General features: G+C 58.9%; 19 protein-coding genes. 12 read left to right on the forward strand and 7 right to left on the reverse strand.

The window, feature by feature from the left end:
* Positions 1–100 precede the first annotated feature (100 nt).
* Positions 101–1558: an NAD-dependent succinate-semialdehyde dehydrogenase gene (locus CFBP1590_RS01375; RefSeq protein ID WP_088234340.1), complete on the forward strand. Its 1458-nt coding sequence runs from the start codon at positions 101–103 to the stop codon at positions 1556–1558.
* Positions 1559–1667: 109 nt separating this feature from the next.
* Here CFBP1590_RS01375 and CFBP1590_RS01380 read toward each other — a convergent pair whose 3' ends face one another.
* The 4 genes from CFBP1590_RS01380 to CFBP1590_RS01395 form a co-directional block, all read right to left on the reverse strand.
* Positions 1668–2504 carry a hypothetical protein gene (locus CFBP1590_RS01380; protein ID WP_088234341.1) on the reverse strand — a complete coding sequence of 279 codons (837 nt, stop codon included), beginning with the start codon at positions 2502–2504 and terminating at the stop codon, positions 1668–1670.
* Positions 2504–4147 (reverse strand): hypothetical protein, encoded by a 1644-nt coding sequence (locus tag CFBP1590_RS01385; protein ID WP_088234342.1) that lies wholly within the window; start codon positions 4145–4147, stop codon positions 2504–2506. The genes CFBP1590_RS01380 and CFBP1590_RS01385 overlap by 1 nt, the downstream gene beginning before the upstream one ends.
* Before the next feature lie 18 nt (positions 4148–4165).
* Positions 4166–5686: an OmpA family protein gene (locus tag CFBP1590_RS01390; protein WP_088234343.1), complete on the reverse strand. Its 1521-nt coding sequence runs from the start codon at positions 5684–5686 to the stop codon at positions 4166–4168.
* A 504-nt stretch (positions 5687–6190) separates the two neighbouring features.
* Positions 6191–7567: a glutamine synthetase family protein gene (locus CFBP1590_RS01395; RefSeq protein WP_025996673.1), complete on the reverse strand. Its 1377-nt coding sequence runs from the start codon at positions 7565–7567 to the stop codon at positions 6191–6193.
* Between the two features lie 275 nt (positions 7568–7842).
* Here CFBP1590_RS01395 and CFBP1590_RS27430 point away from each other — a divergent pair, with 275 nt between their 5' ends.
* The 8 genes from CFBP1590_RS27430 (at position 7843) to CFBP1590_RS01435 (ending at position 16613) form a co-directional block, all read left to right on the forward strand.
* Positions 7843–8127 carry a hypothetical protein gene (locus tag CFBP1590_RS27430; RefSeq protein WP_134674697.1) on the forward strand — a complete coding sequence of 95 codons (285 nt, stop codon included), beginning with the start codon at positions 7843–7845 and terminating at the stop codon, positions 8125–8127.
* 33 nt (positions 8128–8160) lie between these two features.
* A complete protein-coding gene (locus CFBP1590_RS01405) occupies positions 8161–9519 on the forward strand; it encodes a glutamine synthetase family protein (protein ID WP_004880514.1) in 1359 nt (452 codons plus the stop codon).
* Between the two features lie 68 nt (positions 9520–9587).
* On the forward strand, positions 9588–10955 hold the full coding sequence (locus CFBP1590_RS01410; protein ID WP_088234344.1) for an aspartate aminotransferase family protein: 1368 nt from the start codon (positions 9588–9590) through the stop codon (positions 10953–10955).
* A 300-nt stretch (positions 10956–11255) separates the two neighbouring features.
* Entirely contained in the window at positions 11256–12353 is a 1098-nt protein-coding gene (locus CFBP1590_RS01415; protein WP_004880509.1) for a polyamine ABC transporter substrate-binding protein, read from the forward strand.
* 171 nt (positions 12354–12524) lie between these two features.
* Positions 12525–13619, forward strand: coding sequence for a polyamine ABC transporter substrate-binding protein (locus CFBP1590_RS01420; protein WP_004880507.1), 1095 nt, complete (start codon positions 12525–12527; stop codon positions 13617–13619).
* A gap of 56 nt (positions 13620–13675) precedes the next feature.
* Positions 13676–14818, forward strand: a complete 1143-nt coding sequence (gene potA, locus CFBP1590_RS01425) for a polyamine ABC transporter ATP-binding protein (RefSeq protein ID WP_004880506.1) — start codon at positions 13676–13678, stop codon at positions 14816–14818.
* Between the two features lie 35 nt (positions 14819–14853).
* A complete protein-coding gene (locus CFBP1590_RS01430) occupies positions 14854–15735 on the forward strand; it encodes an ABC transporter permease subunit (protein ID WP_161627649.1) in 882 nt (293 codons plus the stop codon).
* Positions 15732–16613: an ABC transporter permease subunit gene (locus tag CFBP1590_RS01435; RefSeq protein ID WP_004880501.1), complete on the forward strand. Its 882-nt coding sequence runs from the start codon at positions 15732–15734 to the stop codon at positions 16611–16613. Before CFBP1590_RS01430 ends, CFBP1590_RS01435 begins: the two co-directional genes overlap by 4 nt.
* 477 nt (positions 16614–17090) lie before the next feature.
* On the opposite strand, the gene CFBP1590_RS01440 is transcribed toward CFBP1590_RS01435, so the two are convergent.
* Positions 17091–19478 (reverse strand): penicillin acylase family protein, encoded by a 2388-nt coding sequence (locus tag CFBP1590_RS01440; RefSeq protein ID WP_088234345.1) that lies wholly within the window; start codon positions 19476–19478, stop codon positions 17091–17093.
* A 204-nt stretch (positions 19479–19682) separates the two neighbouring features.
* Between CFBP1590_RS01440 and bipL the strand changes: the two genes are divergently transcribed.
* Entirely contained in the window at positions 19683–20624 is a 942-nt protein-coding gene (gene bipL / locus CFBP1590_RS01445; RefSeq protein ID WP_058430719.1) for a phospholipase BipL, read from the forward strand.
* A 19-nt stretch (positions 20625–20643) separates the two neighbouring features.
* Here the strand turns inward: bipL and CFBP1590_RS01450 are convergent, their stop codons facing one another.
* The gene (locus CFBP1590_RS01450; RefSeq protein WP_004880485.1) at positions 20644–21402 is read right to left on the reverse strand and encodes a DUF2059 domain-containing protein; all 759 of its coding nucleotides are present in this window, start codon (positions 21400–21402) and stop codon (positions 20644–20646) included.
* Positions 21403–21543: 141 nt separating this feature from the next.
* Between CFBP1590_RS01450 and CFBP1590_RS01455 the strand changes: the two genes are divergently transcribed.
* Both CFBP1590_RS01455 and CFBP1590_RS01460 read left to right on the forward strand, forming a co-directional pair.
* Complete coding sequence (locus CFBP1590_RS01455) at positions 21544–22179, forward strand: 2OG-Fe(II) oxygenase (RefSeq protein WP_025996666.1); 636 nt, start codon at positions 21544–21546, stop codon at positions 22177–22179.
* A gap of 110 nt (positions 22180–22289) precedes the next feature.
* Positions 22290–22727: a DUF4399 domain-containing protein gene (locus CFBP1590_RS01460; protein WP_029244427.1), complete on the forward strand. Its 438-nt coding sequence runs from the start codon at positions 22290–22292 to the stop codon at positions 22725–22727.
* Positions 22728–22935: 208 nt separating this feature from the next.
* Here the strand turns inward: CFBP1590_RS01460 and CFBP1590_RS01465 are convergent, their stop codons facing one another.
* On the reverse strand, positions 22936–24519 hold the full coding sequence (locus CFBP1590_RS01465; protein ID WP_058430717.1) for an ABC transporter ATP-binding protein: 1584 nt from the start codon (positions 24517–24519) through the stop codon (positions 22936–22938).

Here is a 24519-nt window from a genome sequence, read left to right on the forward strand (position 1 = left end):
AATTCAGCAGCGTTTGCCGCCCGCATTCCCTGCTTTCAGCATCCTGGACTGTGATGGCTGCTTAGACTGGCAGTCATCCCGGAACAGGACTCGACCGACCATGCTCAAGCACCATTTGAAAGACCCCAGCCTGCTGGTAGAACGCGCCTACGTCGATGGGCAGTGGATCGTGGCCGACGATGGCGCGACCCTGGACATTACCGACCCGGCCACCGGCGACGTCATCGCACAGGTTCCGGCGCTGCAAGGCGCTGAAACCCGCCGCGCCATCGAAGCTGCTGACCGCGCATGGCCGGCCTGGCGTGCCCGTCCGGCCGCCGAGCGTGCAGCGTTGCTGGAGCGCTGGCATCAGGCGATGCTGGAGAACGTCGAAGACCTGGCGCTGATCATGACCCTTGAGCAGGGCAAGCCGCTGAACGAGTCCCGTGGTGAAATCCGCTACGGCGCCAGCTTCGTCAAATGGTTCGCCGAAGAAGCACGTCGCTCCTATGGCGAAACCATCCCTGCACCGAGTGCGGATCGTCGTCTGATGACGCTCAAGCAGCCGGTCGGCGTTTGCGCTGCCATCACTCCGTGGAATTTCCCCAACGCGATGATCACCCGCAAGTGCGCCCCAGCCCTCGCGGCAGGCTGCCCGATCATCGTCAAACCCTCGGACCTCACGCCGCTGTCGGCCTTGGCATTGGCGGTACTGGCCGAGCGTGTGGGCATTCCGGCTGGCGTGTTCAACGTCATCACCGGGATGCCATCCGGCATCGGTGAAGAACTGACCGGCAACCCGGTGGTGCGCAAGATTTCCTTCACCGGCTCTACCGCTGTGGGTCGTCTGCTGATGCGCCAGAGCGCCGAGCACATCAAGCGTCTGAGTCTGGAACTGGGCGGCAACGCGCCGTTCATTGTGTTCGACGATGCCGATCTGGAGCAGGCCGTCACCGGCATCATGCTCAGCAAGTTTCGCAACGCCGGGCAGACCTGCGTGTGCGCCAACCGCATTCTGGTGCAGGACGGCATCTACGACCGTTTCGCCGCACGCTTGGTCGAAGAAGTCGCCAAACTCAAGGTCGGCAACGGTCTGGAAGACGGCGTCACCATCGGCCCGCTGATCAACCCGGCAGCGGTCAGCAAAGTCGCCCGGCACATCGACGATGCCCTGAGCCAGGGCGCGAAACTGCTGTACGGCGGTATGCCGGACGGCGACAGCCAGTTCGTCCAGCCGACGGTGCTGGGCGATACCCACGCAGGCATGCTGCTGGCCAACGAAGAAACCTTCGGCCCCGTCGCCCCGCTGATGCGCTTCACCGACGAAGCCCAGGCACTGGCACTGGCCAACGCCACACCTTACGGCCTGGGCGCGTATTACTTCACTCAGGACCTGCGTCGTTCATGGCGCTTCGGCGAGGCGCTGGAGTTCGGCATGGTCGGCCTCAACACCGGCATCATCTCGATGGAAGTCGCGCCGTTTGGCGGGGTCAAGCAGTCGGGCCTGGGCCGTGAAGGCTCCAGCTACGGATTGGACGAGTATCTGGAAGTGAAGGCGTTTCACGTCGGCGGGCTTTGAGGCGCGTCTAAACGTCGCCCGGCACAACGAAAAACGCCGCAGCGCTCAAAGAGCCTGCGGCGTTTTTTATCAACCTCAGGAGAGGCAAGCTTCTTTAAGTAATGGGTGCCTACTTCAGGTCTACGTTGAGCATTGGAGTTCCGAAGGCTTCCAGTCTGGAGTTGGACTTTTCAAAGTATGAAGACCAGAACTCGTTCAAGAGATCCATTGTCTTGCCTGAGCGGTATTTCTGCTTGATGCTGTCAGTCACCAGTCCAGCGCCTGCGACATAAACCCGAGCGCCCGAGAGGTCGGAGAAGAGGCTCTTGTCAGAGGCTTTCTTGATTTCTTGCGCAACGTTGAGGTTCTGAATGGCGCTGTTGGCGTAGAACGATGCGTAATCACTGTTCTCCAGCATGTCGCTGATCAAAAAGACCACCCGATCCCTGGCACTCTGCTGACTCATGTCCGAGCCCACTTCACGAAGCGCGTGGAGTATCTCGCTTTTAGGATTGTCGTTGTTGGCGTCACGCATGGCCTTCACAAACAACCCCCCGACGCCACGAACGAAGCTCGCCTTTTGGGTTTTCATGCAGGCATCGAGCTGGCGTAGCTTGCTCATACCCATGTCATTACGGACGGTATCTGCCGGGGGGACTTCAAGCGTCACATCCGCCTGCAGGCGCATGTACTCTCCCGGCACGAAAGCTGAGAAGGTGTAAAGCTTCACTTGGTCGCCTGGCTGAACAAACCGGTCAATTTTTTCCCAGGCTGATCGCTGAATGTCTTCAGGCATCTTGATTGTCTGATCGACAATGATCACCAACTGACGACCGCTTGGTGCCGGCTTGAACTCGGTCAGTCTGGACGCTTCATAGCAGCTCGCCATGTCGTTCCGCTCTGCCGCCATAGTGGCGGCAGGAAGAAGCATGGCTGCGATCAAAATTTTTCGCAGCATGCTTTTCATCAGACCGTTGCCCCTTGGTGTGCCGGGAATTTGCCCGTTTTGGCAAGTACAACCTGGGTTGCACGGATGCGCTTCAGTTGTTCGAGCGCAAGCTGGTAAACGTCGACCACCAGTTCAAGCTCCTCATCGGACAAACTGCGAAGGTCGTCAAACTCGGTGGGCTTCACTGTATTTGCGGCGGCAGCAGGTTGAGTCGCTGGAGCCTCGATAGTCAGTTCAGGTTGCTTGGGTGTCGGATGCTGAATCTTGGGGGCTTCCTGCTTAACCTGTGCGTCAGATTGGTACTCGGCAGAAACTCCATCTTTACGTTTTTTCAACTCCAGCGCTGCCCGATGCTCAGCAATAGTCCTGTCGTCTTCCTTGGCTTTTTCAAGCTTCAAAAAGGCTTCAAAGTTCCGCTCTTGCGACGTTGAGGTGCTGTTTACCCCATCATTGCTGGTCATGTCGTAATTTGAAACCTTGTCTCGAAGAAGCGAGAGCTTATGGTTCGCATGATCACGAATAGCGGCTCGTTGACGATCCATCCAGCGAACCATTTCGTCTGCAGTCCTGAACTTGCTGATCGTCTCGTAGGCATCACGGGATGCCAGGCCCGCAAAGCCGTAAACCATGGAGAGCCACAGCGCGATGAACTGGATGGCCACGAACACTACTGACAACACGCCAAAGGTCACCATCGAGGCGCGATGCTCTGCGCCAATCTTGTCGTCGAACGTTTTTTCCTGGCTCTGCCTCTCAACGTCGGCAGAAGCGGCAGGCAAGTCAAACGGACTGTTCGATGACTTCGCTGATTCGTTGATCTGATAGCCAGCGACCAGCTCTGTTTCCATTGCATTGAGCTGTTCAGCACGAACCCAAAATGCAGCAATTGCGATAATGATAATGGTGACGCCGAACATCGCTACCCAGAAATGCTTGACGGTAACGGTCTCGTTGGTCTTGATACGGGCCAGAATCTTGTTGTAGCCGTGGGCCGTATCATCATTGTGAGTGTCATCAATGGAGATCTGAGCAATGTCTTTCCCGATCTGGTTGTCACGTTGCTGCGTCGGTGTTCCTCTCCACCAGTGGCGTGCTTTTTTGATAAGCGAGTTGTGATGGATTTCATGACCTGCGATGTGGGCAAAGAATCCGGAGATAAGAGCAAGGAACGTGGCTACAGACCAGGTGAGGTATTGGAGGTTGTTCGCAGATATTTCGCGATTTACGAAGGGCCCGATAACGTAAGCGAAACCGACCGCTTCCAGGATCAGCAGTCCTGCCATCAAAGGGATCACCCAAAAAGGGCTGGTACGCCGACCTGTTTCACACACCTTCGACAGGTAATCCCGGCACTTGGCGTAGTAAGCCGGGTCTTTATCAACCTTTTTATAGCTTGTGTAATATTCCTGGCACAAACGGAGTTCACCGTCGCTCCAACCGGAGCTGTCAGACGAGCCACGCTCCCGTTTCGCTTGCCTGGCCAACCGAGCCACGGTGCCGATCAAAGGGGTACAGTGCCAGGCACGACGGACAAAATAGCAAACCTTATCCCAGTTCAGTGCAGCGACGATTATCGCTACTACCAATGAGATCAACGACGCCGCCGCCAACCGGTTTGCCAGCATCAATGCGAGCATTGAGGTAGGTGAGAAATCTTGCATGATCTGTTCTCTCAGGGATCAGGAAGCTTTGATCGGAATGAATTTGGCCACATAGGCCGACTGCCCGCGTGGGTAGAAAACTTGCCCTTTGGTGGCCTGCGGAGCGTTTTTCTCAAAGACGACGTCGATGCAGGAAACTGCTGCCTTTGGGTCTTTTGCGAAAACTCGATAGAGCACCTGGGTTTCGCCCTCGTAGGTGTTGGCAATGCCCTGGATAGCCTTGAGGCTTTTACGGTTGCCCGCATCGTAGTCTTTGACTATTTCAAGGATTGGCTGTCGGTCTACGGCTGCGTTTTCCTTGAGGATAGAGACGGGCGTAATCGTCAGCAGGTTGCCATTGACGCGCTCGGCCCATACACGGTTGTTGTATCCGGCCATGTACTCGTAGGTCTTGTGGTCAATCAAAGGCTTGTCATTGGCAAGGCTCAAGACCTGGCCGGTTTCTCGCGGGGCATCCGCTTCGCAGCTTTGGATTGGAAGGTCACTTGCCTGTGCCGAGGATATGAGCGCGAACCCGCCTGATTTAGGCTTGATGGAAGCTGTGACGCTTTGCTCGTTATTCGCGAGTACGCCGCCAAAGTTAACCAATGTAGAACTGGCGGGTGCTTCGGGAGTAGAAGCAGGCTCCGTGCTTGAAGATTTCGCAGGGGCTTGGGCGGGTTTGGACGCTACGACGGTATCCTTTGCTTTCGCCTTGGCAGGCGTTTTAACTGCCGTCTCGGGCTTTTTTTGCGCCCCGGCGCTGTAAACAGCGTACTTGGCGTTGGACGATTCGGCCTGAACACGTTTGACCAATATATCTTCGGACTTCATTTCGCTGATTTCGACGCGGCGGTTGCTGTTTCGCCCTTCCACCGTCTCGTTATTTGCGACAGGTCGCGAGGAGCCAGCGCCCTGGTAATAAATACGATCAGACTTGACACCGGCGTCCTGGAAAATTTTGCCAACGGTACGTGCGCGTTGTTCGGATAGCTTCTGATTGAAACTCGCGCTGCCGGTAGCATCGGTATGACCAACAACCAGGAATCGGCGCTGATCAACTCCCTTTCCGTCACCGCTTTGTTGAGCGAATGTCTGTGCCAGCTTTTGTGCCTGGCGCTTACCCGTCGCGGTCAATTGAGCAGACCCGGACGTAAACATACTTTCATCTTGCACCAGGGCGACGAGGCCACCCTCAGTGCCAGCGGTGTTGCCAACAGGCGCTTCAAGGTTCAGAGATTGAACCTGGATGGACATGTTTTCGTCGTGAGCGATCTGTTCGAGGGCCTTCATCTTGGCTTCCCAGATAGAGCCGGCGTAACAGCCTGCGGCTGTTCCAAGTCCGCCACCTATAAGAGCACCTTCCTTGCCACCCAGCTTGGCGCCGATGACGGCTCCACCGACTGCACCCACTCCGCAAAGAATCAGCGTTCCGTGCTTGGCTCCAACCTCGCGTATCGTTTGCGACATGCTGTCCATGCCAGTATTCAGACTCTGGCAGCCACCGAGGGCAGCAATGGTCACCGCCAGAACTGTCAAGTGGCTAATTCTCGAGCTCATTTCTTCAATTCCTTATGATGGGGTCGGGGGCGAATGAACAGACTCTTTGGCGTTCATCTCAACCCCTTTTGCTTGCTGGCGCTGGCAACCCTGAGAAAACAGCTCCATTGAAGCGCAGGATTATTGCAAAATGCCTCTATTTGTCAATCTGTTACGGGTGTTGATGTTTGGAGTGTTATGTGTGGTGCCTGTGCAGTTAAATGACTGCTCGCTGTTTTTAGTGGCGCTGAGCTGTTTGATAACTTCTTGTTTGGCGTGACGTCCACGTTATAAAGATGTGCTGGATTACGTAGAGTTTAATATCAAGCATTCTGAAATATGAAAATGGAGTTGCCATAAAGTGCGGTGAGGTAGTGAACTTCTATTTTCCACAGGGCGGGAAGTAATTTTTCATTAGGTGCGTCTCATCTGGCCTTGAAATGCAAAACGCCCGATGCGGTGCATCGAGCGTTTTGAGACTGAAACAGGTGTAAACCTATTTCAGGACTGGACACTCAGCCTCAATCAGACTGTGTGCAGGTACCAGTTGTACTCGAGGTCGGAGATGGAGTGTTCGAATTCCGCAAGCTCGCTCTCTTTACAGGCCACAAAGATATCGATGTATTTCGGGTCGATGTACTTGGCCATGACCGCACTGTCGTCCAGCTCGCGCAGGGCATCGCGCAGGTTGTTAGGCAGGCTTTGCTCATGTTGCTCGTAGGAGTTGCCTTCCACCGGCGCGCCTGGCTCGATCTTGTTGACGAGGCCGTGGTGCACGCCTGCCAGCACGGAAGCCATGAGCAGATACGGGTTGGCATCGGCACCGGCCACGCGGTGTTCGATACGCACGGCATCGGCTGTGCCGGTCGGAACCCGGATGGCAACCGTACGGTTGTCCAGGCCCCAGGTCGGCGAGTTGGGTACGTAGAACTGGGCACCGAACCGGCGATACGAGTTGACGTTCGGGCACAGGAACGCCATCTGCGCCGGCAGGGTCTCGAGCACACCGCCGATCGCATGACGTAATGCGGCGTTCTGCTCGGGATCCTCGCTGGTGAAGATATTCTTGCCATCGCGATCCAGGATCGAGATGTGGACGTGCAGACCATTACCTGCCTGACCCGGATAGGGCTTGGCCATGAAGGTCGTGTCCATTTCGTGGTCGTAGGCGATGTTCTTGATCAGACGCTTGAGCAGTACGGCGTAGTCGCACGCCTTGATGGCGTCGGCCACGTGGTGCAGGTTGACTTCGAACTGGGCCGGGGCGCTTTCCTTGACGATTGCGTCAGCCGGAATGCCTTGCTCTTTCGCACCCTCCAGAATGTCCTGGAGGCAGTCGACGTATTCGTCGAGGTCGTCGATCAGGTAAACCTGGGTCGAATGCGGACGTTTGCCGGAGATAGGCGAGCGCGGAGGCTGTGGACGGCCGTTCACGTTCTCCTGATCGATCAGGTAGAACTCCAGCTCGAACGCGGCGCAGATGGTCAGGCCCATTTCGTCGAACTTGGCGACGACCTGGCGCAGCACTTCACGCGGGTCGGCGAAGAACGGGTCGCCTTCGAGTTCGTGCATGGTCATCAGCAATTGCGCGGTAGGGCGCTTTTGCCATGGCTCGTTGCACAGGGTATCGGGGATTGGATAGCAGATTCGGTCAGCATCGCCGATGTCCAGGCCCAGGCCGGTGCTTTCCACCGTGGAGCCATTGATATCCAGAGCAAATAAAGAGGCTGGCAGGTTGATGCCTTTCTCGTAAACCTTATGGAGGCTGGTGCGTTCGATGCGTTTGCCACGCACCACACCATTCATATCTGCAATCAGAAGGTCAACGTACAGAACCTCAGGATGTTCCTTAAGGAACGCGTTCGCTTCATTAAGCTGAACGGCACGCGGGGGTACCGACATGATGCAACACCTTTGTTGTTAAAAATATCAATCATCAATGATTACGGGTCTCAGTCAATCCGAAAGCCATGATGAAGTCAATAGAGCCTGTATGTGCCCTAAAACTGCTCCAGAAAGCCTTTTTTGCTGCTATTTGGGGCGTTTTTTCGGGCCTTCGGCTGTCCTGGAATATGCGCCAGAGCGGCCTGTCTTCTATTTTTAACGGATTGTTGTATAAAAAAATGAACAAGGCTAAGCTCGATCGCAACCCATAAAGCAATAATACCGGGGGTTCAATGCTGCGCCTTCCCTTGACCGGCATGACCATGTCCAATCCGCAGAACGGTCATCATGCCTGTGATATCAGTGCTCATGGTGCGCCATCGCTGATGATGAGGGCACCCGGACTGCCATTGCGCGTTACCCGTTTCATTCTCAATGCTGGACACTATCACTATAGCGGCCTCGTCAGTGTGACGGCGGCTGTGTGGAATTGTGCCCTCGCAGGTGTCACCTTACGCCTTCTTGGCTCCTTAAACGAGTTGTACACCGTGACGCCGATGCGTCGAAAAAACGCCTGATCGCGATCAGGACACCAAAACCCTGAGGTATTTATGAGTACCAACCTCGACCAGCTCACCGATTGGTTGAAAGAACACAAGATTACCGAAGTCGAATGCATGATGTCCGACCTCACCGGGATCACCCGCGGCAAGATCTCCCCGACCAACAAATTCATCGCTGAAAAAGGCATGCGTCTGCCTGAAAGCGTGTTGTTGCAGACGGTGACCGGCGACTACGTAGAAGACGATATCTACTACGAGCTGCTGGACCCGGCCGACATCGACATGATCTGCCGCCCCGACCAGAACGCGGTGTATCTGGTGCCCTGGGCCATCGAGCCGACTGCGCAGGTGATTCACGACACCTACGACAAGCAGGGCAACCCCATCGAGCTGTCCCCGCGCAACGTCCTCAAGAAAGTCCTCAAACTCTACGCCGACCAAGGCTGGCAGCCGATCGTGGCGCCGGAGATGGAGTTCTATCTGACCAAGCGTAGCGACGACCCGGACTATCCGCTGCAGCCTCCGGTCGGCCGCTCGGGACGCCCGGAAACCGGCCGCCAGTCGTTCTCTATCGAGGCGGCCAACGAATTCGATCCGCTGTTCGAGGACGTCTACGACTGGTGCGAGCTGCAGAACCTTGATCTGGACACGCTGATCCACGAAGACGGCACGGCGCAGATGGAGATCAACTTCCGTCATGGTGATGCCCTGTCGCTGGCCGACCAGATTCTGGTGTTCAAGCGCACCATGCGCGAGGCGGCGCTCAAGCATGACGTCGCTGCAACCTTCATGGCCAAGCCCATGACCGGCGAGCCCGGCAGCGCCATGCACCTGCACCAGAGCATCATCGACATCGAAACCGGCCAGAACATCTTCTCCAACGAAGACGGGACGATGAGCGAGCTGTTCCTCAACCACGTCGGCGGTCTGCAGAAATTCATTCCCGAGCTGCTGCCGCTGTTCGCGCCCAACGTGAACTCGTTCCGGCGCTTTCTGCCGGACACCTCTGCGCCCGTAAACGTGGAGTGGGGCGAAGAAAACCGCACCGTCGGCCTGCGCGTGCCGGATGCCGGGCCGCAGAACCGTCGGGTGGAAAACCGCCTGCCGGGCGCTGATGCCAACCCGTACCTGGCCATTGCCGCCAGCCTGCTGTGCGGATTCATCGGCATGGTCGAAGGCATCAACCCGAGCGCGCCGGTGGTGGGCCGTGGTTACGAGCGCCGCAACCTGCGCCTGCCGCTGACCATCGAGGATGCGCTGGAGCGGATGGAAAACAGCAAAACCATCGAAAAGTACCTGGGCAAGAAATTCATCATGGGCTACGTCGCGGTCAAACGCGCCGAGCATGAGAATTTCAAGCGCGTGATCAGCTCCTGGGAACGCGAGTTCCTGCTGTTCGCCGTCTGACCCGGCAGGGCGTCGCTGCCTGAAGCGGTGACGTCCCGCTTACTGACCTGATCAAAAGGAAGTGCTGCATGAGTGCCAACCACAACCCGCAAACCCTCGAATGGCAAGCCTTGAGCAGCGAGCATCACCTGGCACCGTTCAGCGACTACAAACAACTGAAAGAGAAAGGCCCGCGCATCATTACTCGCGCCGACGGCGTTTATCTGTGGGACAGCGAAGGCAATCGCATTCTGGACGGCATGTCCGGCCTGTGGTGTGTGGCCATCGGCTACGGCCGCGAAGAACTGGCCGATGCCGCCAGCAAGCAGATGCGCGAGCTGCCTTATTACAACCTGTTCTTCCAGACCGCCCACCCACCGGTCCTGGAACTGGCCAAGGCGATTTCCGACATCGCGCCTGAAGGCATGAACCACGTGTTCTTCACCGGCTCCGGTTCCGAAGGCAACGACACCATGCTGCGTATGGTCCGCCATTACTGGGCGCTCAAGGGCCAGCCGAACAAGAAGACCATCATCAGTCGCATCAACGGCTATCACGGCTCCACCGTCGCGGGCGCGAGCCTGGGCGGCATGACCTACATGCACGAGCAGGGCGATCTGCCGATTCCGGGCATTGCGCACATCCCGCAGCCTTACTGGTTTGGCGAGGGCGGCGACATGACGCCGGATGAGTTTGGCGTGTGGGCAGCCGAGCAACTGGAACAGAAGATTCTCGAACTGGGCGTCGACAATGTCGGTGCGTTCATCGCCGAGCCGATTCAGGGCGCGGGTGGCGTCATCGTGCCGCCTGACACCTACTGGCCGAAGATCAAGGAGATCCTTTCGCGCTACGACATCCTGTTCGTCGCCGATGAAGTGATCTGTGGTTTCGGACGCACCAGTGAGTGGTTCGGTAGCGATTTCTACGGCCTCAAGCCGGACATGATGACCATCGCCAAAGGCCTGACCTCAGGCTACGTGCCCATGGGAGGTCTGGTGGTGCGCAACGAAATCGTGGCTGTGCTCAATGAAGGCGGCGATTTCAGCCACGGTTTCACCTATTCGGGTCATCCGGTAGCCGCCGCCGTGGCGCTGGAGAACATTCGTATCCTGCGTGAAGAAAAGATCGTCGAACGGGTCAAGTCTGAAACGGCACCATATTTGCAAAAGCGTCTGCGTGAGTTGAGTGATCATCCGCTGGTGGGCGAGGTCCGTGGCGTGGGGCTGCTGGGCGCCATTGAGCTGGTCAGGAACAAGGCAACCCGCGAGCGTTACACCGACAGGGGCGCGGGCATGATCTGCCGAACCTTCTGCTTCGATAATGGCCTGATCATGCGGGCCGTGGGCGATACCATGATCATCGCGCCGCCACTGGTGATCACGTTCGAGCAGATTGATGAACTGGTCGAGAAGGCTCGCAAGTGTCTGGACCTGACCCTGGCGGCATTGGAAGGGTAGGTGTAACGCGCACCTGATTGTGGGAGCGGACTTGTCCGCGAAGGGGTCGTACAGCCGATGAATGTTCAGCGACTGAAACGCAGCATTCGCGGACAAGTCCGCTCCCACCAGGTTTGCTGCGTCTCAGTGGCTAGCGTTTTGTTTGATGGAAGGCAGTTATCCACAGGAAAAAGCGTTTCTTCAGCGGGACAAGGGCTGTTCGACAGGTGTCGGCTTGAAAGCCTGCCCATGAACTTGCCAGACTAATGGCTACAAGCCGCTAATCTAATCGGTCAGTGATAAAAAACATTGGAGCTACGCATGAAAAAATTTGGCAAGACCCTTCTCGCCCTGTCCATGATGGGCGTCGTGGCCACCGCTGCGCAGGCCGATGACAAAGTGCTGCACGTCTATAACTGGTCCGATTACATCGCGCCGGACACCGTTGCCAAGTTCGAGAAAGAATCGGGCATCAAGGTCGTCTACGACGTGTTCGACAGCAACGAGACGCTCGAAGCCAAATTGCTGGCCGGCAAGTCCGGTTATGACATCGTGGTTCCGTCCAACAACTTCCTCGCCAAGCAGATCAAAGCTGGCGTCTATCAGGAACTGGACAAGTCCAAGCTGCCTGACTGGAAGAACCTGAACGAATCGCTGCTCAAAGCGGTGTCGGTCAGCGACCCGGGCAACAAGCACGCCTTCCCGTACATGTGGGGCTCGATCGGTATCGGTATCAACCCGGAGAAGGTCAAGGCTGCGCTGGGTGCCGATGCGCCGGTGAATTCCTGGGACCTGCTGTTCAAGCCCGAGAACGCGGCCAAGCTGAAGTCGTGCGGCATCAGCTTCCTCGATTCGCCGACCGAAATGCTGCCGATTGCCCTGCATTACCTGGGTTATCCGACCGATTCGCAGGACAAGAAGCAACTGGCTGAAGCCGAAGCGCTGTTCATGAAGATCCGTCCTTCGATCGGCTACTTCCACTCGTCCAAGTACATCTCGGACCTGGCCAACGGCAACATCTGCGTCGCAGTGGGCTACTCGGGTGACATCTACCAGGCCAAATCCCGTGCTGAAGAAGCAGGTGGCAAGGTCAAGGTTGCCTACAACATTCCGAAGGAAGGTGCTGGCAGCTTCTACGACATGGTCGCCATTCCCAAGGATGCCGAAAACGTCGAAGGTGCCTACAAGTTCATGACCTTCCTGATGAAGCCGGAAATCATGGCAGAGATCACCAACGCGGTGCGCTTCCCGAACGGCAACGCAGCCGCCACGCCTCTGGTCGACAAGGCAATCACCAGCGATCCGGGCGTCTACCCGCCTGCTGACGTACAGGCCAAACTGTATGCCATCGCGGATCTGCCTGCCGCGACTCAGCGGATCATGACCCGCAGCTGGACCAAGATCAAATCAGGTAAATAAGCCTGTCATGAAACCTGTGGAAGCTGCGTAGCCCTCGGTGCGCAGCTTCCAACAGACAGGAAAATTGCCGAAAACTTTGCTGGTTGGACTCATAGACGGTAAGTTGCGCGCCGGTTTTGTCGTCCGGATGCCATCCGGCTTTCAGGCCTCTCTGTTAAAAGGATTCATGTTGTGTCTATTTCTAATCTTTCCAAAGCCTTGCTGGTGACTGCCGGGCTGACACTGGCAGCCAGTGCTCAGGCCGAATCCACCGTGCATATTTATAACTGGTCCGATTACATCGGCAAGACCACGCTGGCCGACTTCGAAGCCGCGACGGGCATCAAGCCGATGTACGACGTGTTCGATTCCAACGAAACCCTGGAAGCCAAGCTGCTGGCCGGTCGCACCGGCTATGACGTAGTCGTGCCGTCCAACCATTTCCTCGGCAAGCAGATCAAGGCGGGCGCGTTCCAGAAGCTCGACAAGTCGCTGCTGCCTAACTACAAGAACCTCGACCCGGCGCTGCTCAAGCGTCTGGAGAAGAACGATCCCGGTAACCAGTACGCCGTGCCTTACCTGTGGGGCACCAACGGCATCGGTTACAACGTCGAGAAGGTCAAGGCGGCGCTGGGCGTCGACAAGATCGACTCCTGGTCGGTGCTGTTCGAACCGGAGAACATCAAGAAGCTGTCCAGCTGTGGCGTAGCATTCCTCGACTCTGCGGACGAGATGCTGCCTGCCATGCTCAACTACCTCGGGCTTGATCCCAACAGCACCAAGGAAGCCGATTACAAGAAGGCCGAAGCCAAACTCATGGCGATTCGTCCTTATGTGACCTACTTCCACTCCTCCAAATACATCACGGACCTGGCCAACGGCGACATCTGCGTCGCGGCCGGCTTCTCGGGCGATGTGTTCCAGGCCAAGGCCCGCGCCGAAGAAGCAGGCAAAGGCGTGAAGCTTGCGTACAGCATCCCGAAAGAGGGCGGCAACCTGTGGTTCGACATGCTGGCGATTCCGGCTGACTCGAAAAACGTCAAGGCCGCCAGCGCGTTCATCAACTACCTGCTCGATCCCAAGGTGATCGCTCAGGTCAGCGATGAAGTCGGTTACGCCAACCCCAACCCGGCCTCGGGTGAGTTCATGGATCAGGCGATCCGCACCGACGAAGCGGTCTATCCGCCGCAGGAAGTGCTGGACCGGTTGTTCGTGAACAGCGAGTTGCCACCCAAGGTGCAACGTCTGATGACCCGCAGCTGGACCAAGGTCAAGTCGGGCAAATAACAATCCAGCGCCCGGCCGTTTTGGCCGGGCTGCCTATCATGTTGGGAGTTTCACCCATGGCAGTTGCCTCCGGCGCCTACAAGAAAGCCCTCGAAGGCGGTCAGCAACCCAAACAGGTGCTGGTCAAGATCGATCGCGTCACGAAAAAATTCGACGAGACGATTGCTGTGGACGACGTGTCCCTGCAAATCAACAAGGGTGAGATCTTCGCCCTGCTCGGCGGATCGGGCTCCGGCAAGTCCACACTGCTGCGCATGCTGGCAGGCTTCGAACGTCCGACCGAGGGTCGCATTTACCTCGACGGCGTCGACATCACCGACATGCCGCCGTACGAACGTCCGATCAACATGATGTTCCAGTCTTATGCGCTGTTTCCGCACATGACCGTGGCTGACAACATTGCCTTCGGGCTCAAGCAGGACCGGCTGGCCAAGTCGGAAATCGATGCCCGCGTGGCCGAAATGCTCAAGCTGGTGCAGATGACCCAGTACGCCAAGCGCAAGCCGCATCAGCTTTCGGGCGGGCAGCGTCAGCGTGTCGCCCTGGCCCGCTCGCTGGCCAAGAAGCCCAAACTGCTGCTGCTCGACGAGCCCATGGGCGCGCTGGACAAGAAACTGCGTTCGCAGATGCAGCTGGAGCTGGTGGAAATCATCGAGCGCGTGGGTGTGACCTGCGTGATGGTGACTCACGATCAGGAAGAGGCCATGACCATGGCCGAGCGCATCGCGATCATGCACTTGGGCTGGATCGCCCAGATCGGCAGCCCGATCGACATCTACGAAACCCCGACCAGCCGTCTGGTGTGTGAATTCATCGGCAGCGTCAACCTGTTCGAAGGCGAAGTGATCGAGGACATGGAAGGCCACGCGCTGATCCGCAGCCCCGAGCTTGAGCGCAATATCTACGTCGGCCACGGCGTGAGTACGTCCGTTGAAGACAAGAGCATTACCTACGCACTGCGTCCGGAAAAGCTGCTGATCACCACCGAGCAGCCGGGCTTCGAGTACAACTGGTCGCGCGGCAAGGTCCACGACATCGCCTACCTGGGCGGTCATTCGGTGTTCTACGTCGAGTTGCCCGGCGGCAAGCTGGTGCAGTCCTTCGTGGCCAACGCCGAGCGTCAGGGCGCGCGTCCGACCTGGGGCGATGAAGTCTACGTGTGGTGGGAAGACGACAGCGGCGTGGTACTGCGCTCATGAAAATCCGCAAGATCAAGCGCGCCTTCGAGCGCATCATGCCCAACGGTCGGCAGATGGTCATCGGCGTGCCGTTCCTCTGGCTGTTTCTGTTCTTTGCGCTGCCGTTCCTGATCGTCATCAAGATCAGCTTCGCCGAGGCTGACGTCGCGATCCCGCCGTACACGGAAATCTTCAGCTACGCCGAAGAGAAGCTGCAGTTGGTGCTGAACCTCGCCAACTACACCTTGCTGACCGGCGATGACCTGTACGTTTCGGCGTACCTAGGTTCGCTGAAAATGGCCTTCATCAGCACGCTGCTGTGCCTGCTGATCGGCTACCCGATGGCCTACGCCATCGCCAATGCGCGCAAGGACATCCAGACGGTTCTGTTGCTGTTGATCATGATGCCGACCTGGACCGCGATCCTGATCCGCGTCTATGCCTGGATGGGCATTCTCAGCAACAACGGCCTGCTCAATGCGTTCCTGATGTGGCTGGGCCTGATCGACGAGCCGTTGCAGATCCTCAACACCAATCTGGCGGTGTACATCGGCGTGGTCTATTCCTACCTGCCGTTCATGATCCTGCCGCTGTACGCCAACCTCGTGAAGCACGACACCAGCCTGCTGGAAGCCGCGTCCGATCTGGGGTCGAGCACCTTCAACAGTTTCTGGAAGATCACCGTGCCGCTGTCCAAGAACGGCGTGATCGCCGGCTGCATGCTGGTGTTCATCCCGGTCGTCGGCGAGTTCGTGATCCCCGAGCTGCTGGGCGGGCCGGAAACCCTGATGATCGGCCGCGTGCTGTGGCAGGAATTTTTCAACAACCGTGACTGGCCCGTGGCTTCGGCGCTGGCGGTCATCATGCTGCTGGTGCTCATTGTGCCGATCATCCTGTTCAACCGCAGTCAGGCCAAAGAACTGGAGGGCAAGGCATGAAGACCTTTCGATTCTCGAACCTGATGCTGGTCCTCGGTCTGCTGTTCATCTATGCGCCGATGGTCATTCTGGTCATATACTCGTTCAATGCCTCGCAACTGGTGACGGTCTGGGGCGGCTGGTCGGTGAAGTGGTACGTGGGCCTGCTGGATAACTCGCAACTGATGGGCTCGGTGATGCGCTCGCTGGAAATCGCCTGCTACACCGCCATCGCGGCCGTGGCGCTGGGGACGATGGCGGCGTTCGTGCTGACCCGCATCACGCGCTTCAAGGGCCGGACCTTCTTCGGTGGGCTGGTCACGGCGCCGCTGGTGATGCCGGAAGTGATCACCGGTCTGTCGCTATTGCTGCTGTTCGTGGCGATGGCGCAGCTGATCGGCTGGCCACAGGAACGCGGCATCGTGACCATCTGGATTGCGCACACGACGTTCTGCGCGGCTTACGTGGCGGTCGTGGTGTCGGCGCGTCTGCGTGAGCTGGACCTGTCGATTGAAGAGGCCGCGATGGATCTGGGGGCGCGTCCGTGGAAGGTGTTCTTCCTGATCACCATCCCGATGATCGCGCCATCGCTGGCGGCGGGCGGCATGATGTCCTTTGCGCTGTCGCTGGACGACCTGGTGCTGGCCAGCTTTGTCTCCGGGCCGGGTTCGACGACCTTGCCGATGGAAGTGTTCTCGGCCGTGCGCCTGGGTGTGAAGCCTGAGATCAACGCGGTGGCGAGCCTGATTCTGCTGGCCGTGTCTCTGGCGACTTTCCTTGTCTGGTTCTTCACCCGCCGCGCGGAAAACAACCGCAAACGCGCGATCCAGCAAGCCATCGAGGAAAGCGCCGCCGACTCCTGGAAACAACCCGACCCACGCCGCGCTCCGGCTGCGTAACACTGATCGTTCCTACGCTGCGCTCATCGTTTGATCGTTCCCACGCTCTGCGTGGGAATGCCTCCCAGGACGCTCCGCGTCCGCTCTCGAATGTGGCGCAGATGTATGCCCAAGCTCCAGCGTTATCCACGTCATGCACTCGGCTCACTGAATCCTCAGTCTGTGCCATTTGTGACGCAGAGCGTCACGGGATGCATGCCAACGCGGAGCATTGGCACGATCAATATCGCGCAATGATCGTTCCTCACGCTCTGCGTGGGAATGCCTCCCAGGACGCTCCGCGTCCGCTCTCGAAGGTGGCGCAGATGCATGTCCAAGCTCCAGCGTTATCCACGTCATGCGCTCGGCTCACTGAATCCTCAGTCTGTGCCATTTGTGACGCAGAGCGTCACGGGATGCATGCCCACGCGGAGCGATGGGCACGATCAGTGTTGAGGCAGACTTGTGTATAACGACGAGCACGATCAGTGTCCTCGCTCACTGCCCCGGCACGAACCTCAACACCCCTTCGGTGTGCTCGACCACGTCCTGTTCGCTGAAGTGCTGCTTCATGTACTCGCCATTGATGTAGGCCTTGGCCTGATCCGAGTAGTGCTTGTCGAACGGTACGCCGCTCTGGCCGACGGGGTTGATGCCCAGGCTGTTGGCGGGGTCGGCGAAGTCGATGATGCGGCGGGTCGAGGGGCCGTAGTTCACGGGCCACGGCGCAGGGCGAATGCTGGCTGACAGGTTGTTCGGCACTTCATGCGTACCCGGCGCCGGGTAGGGGCCGACGTTCAGCACTTTATCCAATGGCTTCTGTGAGCCCAGCGGATGTCCATGGGTCAAGGTGTGCGCTCTGCCCCAGACCCATTCGTCCGGATTATTGCCGTACAGGGATTTGAGGTGCGAAACGCTGGCGCGCCACGCAACCTTGACGGTGTTGGCGCGGCTTTCTTCGTGAGGTGAGTTGCGGTTGTTCCACCAGGGCGAGTCGGCATCGGCGGCCAGACGCGGCAGGGCCATGTCCAGCGAGCGTGTCGTCAGGAGCGTCTGGAACAGGTCATCGCCCAGTTCATCGTGGAAGGTTTCTTCAGTGATGTCGAACAGGAACTGGTTGAACAGCGTCGCACCCACCGAGTCCAGCGAATACTCGCCGTTCCAACTGGCCATCCGCTCCACCAGAGCAAGTTCTTCGGGGTCGCTGACGACTTTGCGTAGCACTGGAATCAGCGGCCTGAGGATGCTCGGCGCATAGTCGGTCCGCGTGCCCAGTTGCAGTCTCTTGTTGGCCTCCACGTCCCACTTGACCGAGGCGTCGCTCAACTGACGGTCAAGCTGTTGGCCACGCTCAGGCGGGTTGTAGTAACCCGGAATCTGCATGCCGGTGGGCGAGAGCGGCTGGAAGTTGGCCGACACGATGTAGCCTCGTGCCGGATTCTCTTCCTGCGGGTTGGCGCTGAAAGGGTAGAAACCCAGCTTGTCGGCCTGCGCCGTGCTGCCATCGAGGATGTAGGTCGGGTTGACGCCTTCCGGCCGGATCGGCAATTGCGCCGTTGCCCACCAGCCGATGTCACCCTTGGCGTTGGCCCAGACGATGTTCAGGCCGGGCGCCTGGATCTTCTCGGCCGCGCTGCGCATCTTCTCTCGCGTGTCGGCGCGGTTGGCCTCATAGAAACCGTCCAGCACCGGGTTGTCCGACACCAGGAATGACCACCACATGGCGATGGGCACCTGTCCTGCATTCTTGCCCATCGCATCGTTGACGACAGGGCCATGCGGCGACTCCAGAAGGCTCAGCGTGACAGGCGCTTGGCCCTTGACCGCAATCTGCTGTTCGGTGCGGGTCATCTCGACCCACTGACCGTGATACCAGACCTGATTGGGATTTTCAGGATTGGTCTTCTCGGCGATCAGGTCCATGTCGTCGTTCTGGAACATGGTCAGGCTCCAGCCGAAGTCCATGTTGTGGCCCAGAAACGCGAACGGGTTCAGCGGCTGAAAATGCCCATACAGCTCAAAGCCCGGTGCTGACAGCTGCGCCTCGTACCAGGCGGCAGGCACCGAGAAGCGGATGTGCGGGTCGCCCGCCAGAATGGGTTTGCCGCTTTGCGTGCGGCTGCCGGAAATCGCCCAGGCATTGCTGCCTTCGAATTGCGGCAGACCGGCCTGTTCGAACGCTTCATTACTCAGTTTCGCCAGCGCGCCCAGGCCTTTCCAGTCCGCGCCGGTCAGCGCGGGTTTCTGGTCCAGCATGCCGTTCGGGTGCCAATCCAGATCAAAAACCTTAAGGTACTGCGGGCCCAGCTGGTCGCGCACATAGGTCATCAAGGGTTCGGTACGCAATGCCGAGGCAAAACTGTAGGCCAGATAGCCGCCGATGCTGAGCGTGTCTTCAGCGCTGAAAGGCCGCTTGGGGATGCCCAGTGCGTCGGACTCCATCGGCCTTGCGTGGGTGTCCTGATACTGGTTGATGCCATCGAGATAGGCTTCAAGGGCCTTCCACATCGGCGTGTTCTTGTCCTGACGCGCCACATAGGCCGCCGCGTGCTCACGGATGCGCAGGCTGCGGAACAGCTTGTCGGTCTCGATCAGATTCGGACCCAGGATTTCGGCCAGTTCGCCACGCGCCAGACGCCTTATCATTTCCATCTGGAACAGCCGGTCCTGAGCCTGGACATAGCCCAGGGTGCGGTACAGGTCCGCTTCGTTTTCGGCGCGTATATGCGGCACACCGCGTTCGTCGTAGCGCACGCTGACCGGCCCCTGCAGACGGCTCATGGCAATCTCGCCCTCGCGCACCGGCTGTTTGCTGTGGATGTACCAGCCTGCGCCACTGGCAACGATGGCGATGATGATGGCAAGGGCGATCAGGCTGCGTTTCATCCGGGTCCTCAATGGGTGGCGTATTGCGGGGATGAAGGCTACCGTTTTGGCTCAGGGCTGGGTAGTGAAGATACCAGGCAGATACAATGCGTGAGTTTTGTGAAAGACGTTTTAACTGCGTCGGTCTGGCTTGTCATGTCCAGGCAGACAGAAGACTATCCCTGCATCATATTCTCGCGGCGCTTGCCCGAACCTGGAAGGCCCATGTCCGTAAAGTTCGACCCCGATAATCTGCGTGCCAGCCTGTTGCCGCTTGGCATCATCGATCCGCTTTCGCCGGATGGACAGGCGTACCAGCGCTTCTATGGACTGGGCGGTCTGGGCGGGGAGAACGTGATTCGCAGCTGGCTCGGGCGGCTGGATGTGGCGGGGTACGAGATCGTTGGGCAGGTGTGGATTCCCGAGAATGCCGTCGCGACGCTGTTTCTGTTCCATGGTTTCTATGACCACATGGGGCTTTACCGGCACGTGATCGAATGGGCGCTGGGGCAGGGCTTTGCGGTGATTTCCTGCGACCTGCCGGGGCACGGGCTTTCCAGCGGCAGCCGCGCAAGCATCAACGACTTCGCGGAATATCAGGCCGTGCTGCAGCAACTGCTGCTGGAAGCACAAGCCCTCAGACTGCCGCAGCCCTGGCACCTGTGCGGCCAGAGCACCGGCGGTGCCATTGTGATCGATCATTTGCTCAATCAGGGTGCCGACAGCCCTGCGCAAGGACAGGTCATTCTGCTGTCGCCACTGGTACGCCCACGCGCCTGGGGCTGGTCGCGGCTCAGTTACTACCTGCTCAAGCCCTTCGTGACCGGTATTGCCCGACGCTTCACCGAGAACTCCAACGCGCCGGCCTTCCTGCCGTTCCTGCTGGCCGACCCGTTGCAGCCCAATCGACTGCCGACCGCCTGGGTCGGTGCGCTGGCGCAATGGATCGTACGTATCGAAAGCGCGCCACGCAGCACACGCAGTCCGTTGATCATTCAGGGTGAGGCGGACATGACGGTGGACTGGCTGCACAACCTGAGCGTTCTGAAGGACAAATTCAGCGAACCGCAGATCCTGATGCTCGGCCCCGCTCGCCATCACCTGGCCAACGAACTGCCAGAGTTGCGCGCACGGTACTTCGATTTTCTGGCGGAGCGACTGCGTTAGGGCTTCGCGTCCGGTCCCGTCACTGCGCGGGATTCAGACTCGATGTACTTTGCCCGACCGCAAGCCCTGCGCGGATCGCGGCGAGCGCCGCCTGATAGTACGCCTGACCTTCCGGCGATTCGGCGAAGGTCGAAAACTCTTCCAGCTCCGGGTCCGACAACTCGCGGTAGACGTACAGCAACGTGTTGTTCAGGTCGGCACTGATCTGCGCCATCAGACGCTCGCGCTGGCCTTCGAGCATGCCTTGCGCCTGACCGCCGCCCAACAGGCCGGGAATCATCTGGCTCAGGCTGTCGGCAGCCACACCGGCGATGGCGAGGCTGACTTCGGCACCGGCCTGTTTGGCGGGCAGTGCTTGCGCCAGATGGCCGATCAACAGCTGGCGGGTCGCGTCGGCTTCAATGTGCGGTAGCCCGTCGGCATGCTTGGCCAACTGATCGGCGCGGGTCGCGGTCAGTTCGGCGTTGACGATCTTGCGGCCCAGTGGCGACTGGAAGAATTGCAGCGAGGGGTTGGGGTCCTTCAGCGTTTCACGCAGGCGTCGTGCAGCACGCTGATCCATCGCCTGCGGTGCAAAACGCTGATTGCTGTTATTGACCAGCGCCTGAAAAACCGCAGGTGGCAGGTTGTCCCGGTAGCGCTGTTGCGCAGCTTTCAAGGCGTCGTTGAAGTGCGCGCGCTGGTCCGGCCAGCCTGCAGCTTTGTACAACTGGTCATAGCTGTCTGCCCAGGCAGGCGCAGTGCACAACATCAACAACAAAACAAACAAACGGCGCATTAGGGACTCCTGTCGGCAGGTCGCTATTCTCCGGGTGTTACCGGGGACTTGTCGAGTTATCACTGCCCTTGCGCAGCGAAATCTACCGCATATGACGCGCCACATACGCGCCTCTGTCGGATTTCAGGGCTTATGGATATGATGCGCCGCATGCGCATACCCTCCGATCACCCGCTGCTGCTACGAATCGTCGACGACCTGGCCGCAAACGGCTGGTCGCAGCAGAATATTTTCCTGCCCGACAGTCTGACCCTCGAACTCGAACAAGAGTGCCGCAAGCGCGCTGCCGAAGGTGAACTGGAGCCCGCCGGTATAGGCCGGGGGCTTGCGCATGAAGTGCGCGAGGGGATTCGCGGTGACCGGATCCAGTGGCTGGAGGCAGGTCAGGCAGACTGCTGCGACAGTTATCTGGAACTGATGGACAGCCTGCGTCAGGCACTCAACCGCGGTCTGTTCCTGGGCCTAGAGGATTACGAAAGCCATTTCGCCCAGTATCCGCCCGGCGCTTTCTATCTGCGCCACGTGGACCGCTTTCGCGATGACGACAAACGCATGGTGTCGGCGGTGCTGTACCTCAACAACGCCTGGCTCCCGGAACATGGCGGCCAGTTGCGCATGTACCTCAAGGACGAGGTGGCGTATGACGTGCAGCCTACGGGCGGTTGTCTGGTTGTGTTTCTCTCCGGCGAGATTCCCCATGAAGTGCTGCCTGCAACCCGGGACAGGCTGTCACTGACCGGCTGGTTCCGGCGTCGTGGCGACGAAGTCTTTCCTTAAGTCTTGCCCGAATTCATGAAAACACTTTCATCAAGTCGTTCAGCTGTTTTTACGCGGCTCGGGCTATCGTTGCACAGCCCGACATTACGTCGATCACGTCTGGAGGCATCATGAAGTCGCTATTTTCTGGAGCTGTCGTTGCAAGCGTTCTGCTGGGCGCTTCGATGCTGGTCAGCGCCGCTGACATCCCGCGCACCGCATCGGCGCCGGGTGCCGAGGTCTACATCATCTCGCCGAAGGATGGCGAGACCGTCACCTCGCCCTTCAAAGTGCAGTTTGGCTTGAAAGGTATGGGCGTTGCGCCTGCCGGTGTGGACGTCCCCGAGACCGGGCACCATCACCTCCTGATCGACGTGAAAGACCAGCCTGCGATGGATACGCCATTGCCGATGACTGACAACATCCGCCATTTCGGCAAGGGCCAGACCGAAACCGAAGTGAACCTGCCGCCGGGCCAGCACACCCTGCAACTGCTGGTGGGTGACAAGAGCCACATCCCGCTGAACCCGAGCGTCGAGTCGAAGAAGATCACCATCAATGTGAAGTGATGGGCGGCGTGCTGGCGATCTGCAGGGGACCGGCAGCCCATGATGATCGTTCCTACGCTCCGCGTGGGAATGCCTCTCAGGACGCTCCGCGTCCGCTCTTGAATGTGACGCAGAGCGTCACGGGTCGAGGCGGGCAGATGCAGACTTCAGCGTTTCTTCTGACCTGACGCCATCGCCGGCAAGCCGCCTCCCACGGTTGCGGTGCAGTTCAACCAAACACCAGCCCCGACGAGCGCAGCAGTTCCTGTGTGTAGGGCTGCTGTGGCGCGGCGAAAATCTCCCGCGACGGGCCTTGCTCGACCACTTTGCCGTCCTTGATCACGATCAGGTCGTGCGCCAGCGCGTGTACCACTGCCAGGTCGTGGCTGATGAACAGATAGGTCAGCCCGTGACGAATCTGCAGGTCTCGCAGCAGTGCGACGATCTGTTTCTGCACGGTGCGGTCCAGCGCCGAGGTCGGTTCGTCCAGCAGGATCAGATCAGGTTCCAGTACCAGCGCCCGGGCGATGGAAATGCGCTGGCGTTGCCCTCCGGAAAATTCATGTGGGTAACGATGCCGACTGGCCGGGTCCAGCCCGACTTCGCCCAGCACTCGGATCACGGTTTCCTCACGTTCTTTGGCTGTGCCAATACCATGCGTGACCAATCCCTCAGCGATAATCTGCGCCACCGTCATGCGCGGGCTAAGGCTGCCGAACGGGTCCTGAAACACCACCTGCAACTGGCGACGCAGCGGACGCATCAGGTGCTGGCTGTGCAGGCTCAGTTCCTTGGTGCCAAAACGGATACTGCCTTCGGAGTCGACCAGCCGCAGGATGGCCTGACCCAGCGTGGACTTGCCCGAACCCGATTCGCCAACGATGCCCAGCGTCTTGCCCTTGAGCAGTTCGAAACTCACGCCATCCACCGCCTTCACAAACTGCTGCTCGCGCTTGAACCAGGACTTCGCCAACGGAAACCAGACCTTCAGGTCCAGCACCGACAGCAGCGTGTTGGTGTGCGTCGAGGGCACCGGCTCGCCATCGGGCTCGGCGTTGATCAGCAACTGGCTGTACGGATGCTGCGGGCTATTGAACAGCGTCTCGCAGTCAGCCTGTTCGACGATCTCGCCCTCGCGCATCACGCAGACCCGCTGTGCGATGCGACGCACCAGATTGAGGTCATGGCTGATCAGCAACAGCGACATGTTCAACCGCTGTTGCAGGGACTTGAGCAGTTCGAGGATTTTCACCTGCACCGTCACGTCCAGCGCCGTGGTCGGCTCGTCGGCGATCAACAGGTCAGGCTCGTTGGCCAGCGCCATGGCGATCATGATGCGCTGGCGTTGCCCGCCGGACAGTTGATGCGGATAGGCGTTGAGGCGCGACAGCGGATCCCGGATACCCACCAGCTCCAGCAGCTCAAGGGTACGACTCAGGGCGGCTTTGCCCTTCAGGCCCTTGTGGGTGACGAGGATTTCGCCGATCTGTTTCTCGACCGTGTGCAGCGGGTTCAACGAGCTCATGGGCTCCTGGAAGATCATCGCCACCCGGTTGCCGCGCAGGCTGCGCAGCTGTTTGTCGCTGGCGCTGACCAGATCCAGCCCGTCATAGCGAATCGAGCCCTGAGTGCTGACCGTCTTGCCCGGCAACAGACGCAGGATCGAATGCGCGGTCACCGACTTGCCCGAGCCGGATTCGCCCACCAGCGCCAGGCATTCGCCACGCCGGATATCGAGGCTGACGCCATGCACCACTTCGTGGCCGTTGAAGGCAACGCGCAGATCGCGTATTTCAATCAGGTTTTCGTGCAT

The sequence above is a fragment of the Pseudomonas viridiflava genome, from assembly GCF_900184295.1.
GTDB lineage: Bacteria > Pseudomonadota > Gammaproteobacteria > Pseudomonadales > Pseudomonadaceae > Aquipseudomonas > Aquipseudomonas viridiflava.

Bases quoted from the DNA above. Each gene is read 5' to 3' on its own strand.
- CFBP1590_RS01375 (WP_088234340.1), top strand. From the start codon at position 101: ATGCTCAAGCACCATTTGAAAGACCCCAGCCTGCTGGTAGAACGCGCC.
- CFBP1590_RS01380 (WP_088234341.1), bottom strand. From the start codon at position 2,504: ATGAAAAGCATGCTGCGAAAAATTTTGATCGCAGCCATGCTTCTTCCT.
- CFBP1590_RS01385 (WP_088234342.1), bottom strand. From the start codon at position 4,147: ATGCAAGATTTCTCACCTACCTCAATGCTCGCATTGATGCTGGCAAAC.
- CFBP1590_RS01390 (WP_088234343.1), bottom strand. From the start codon at position 5,686: ATGAGCTCGAGAATTAGCCACTTGACAGTTCTGGCGGTGACCATTGCT.
- CFBP1590_RS01395 (WP_025996673.1), bottom strand. From the start codon at position 7,567: ATGTCGGTACCCCCGCGTGCCGTTCAGCTTAATGAAGCGAACGCGTTC.
- CFBP1590_RS27430 (WP_134674697.1), top strand. From the start codon at position 7,843: ATGCTGCGCCTTCCCTTGACCGGCATGACCATGTCCAATCCGCAGAAC.
- CFBP1590_RS01405 (WP_004880514.1), top strand. From the start codon at position 8,161: ATGAGTACCAACCTCGACCAGCTCACCGATTGGTTGAAAGAACACAAG.
- CFBP1590_RS01410 (WP_088234344.1), top strand. From the start codon at position 9,588: ATGAGTGCCAACCACAACCCGCAAACCCTCGAATGGCAAGCCTTGAGC.
- CFBP1590_RS01415 (WP_004880509.1), top strand. From the start codon at position 11,256: ATGAAAAAATTTGGCAAGACCCTTCTCGCCCTGTCCATGATGGGCGTC.
- potA (WP_004880506.1), top strand. From the start codon at position 13,676: ATGGCAGTTGCCTCCGGCGCCTACAAGAAAGCCCTCGAAGGCGGTCAG.
- CFBP1590_RS01430 (WP_161627649.1), top strand. From the start codon at position 14,854: ATGCCCAACGGTCGGCAGATGGTCATCGGCGTGCCGTTCCTCTGGCTG.
- CFBP1590_RS01435 (WP_004880501.1), top strand. From the start codon at position 15,732: ATGAAGACCTTTCGATTCTCGAACCTGATGCTGGTCCTCGGTCTGCTG.
- CFBP1590_RS01440 (WP_088234345.1), bottom strand. From the start codon at position 19,478: ATGAAACGCAGCCTGATCGCCCTTGCCATCATCATCGCCATCGTTGCC.
- bipL (WP_058430719.1), top strand. From the start codon at position 19,683: ATGTCCGTAAAGTTCGACCCCGATAATCTGCGTGCCAGCCTGTTGCCG.
- CFBP1590_RS01450 (WP_004880485.1), bottom strand. From the start codon at position 21,402: ATGCGCCGTTTGTTTGTTTTGTTGTTGATGTTGTGCACTGCGCCTGCC.
- CFBP1590_RS01455 (WP_025996666.1), top strand. From the start codon at position 21,544: ATGCGCCGCATGCGCATACCCTCCGATCACCCGCTGCTGCTACGAATC.
- CFBP1590_RS01460 (WP_029244427.1), top strand. From the start codon at position 22,290: ATGAAGTCGCTATTTTCTGGAGCTGTCGTTGCAAGCGTTCTGCTGGGC.
- CFBP1590_RS01465 (WP_058430717.1), bottom strand. From the start codon at position 24,519: ATGCACGAAAACCTGATTGAAATACGCGATCTGCGCGTTGCCTTCAAC.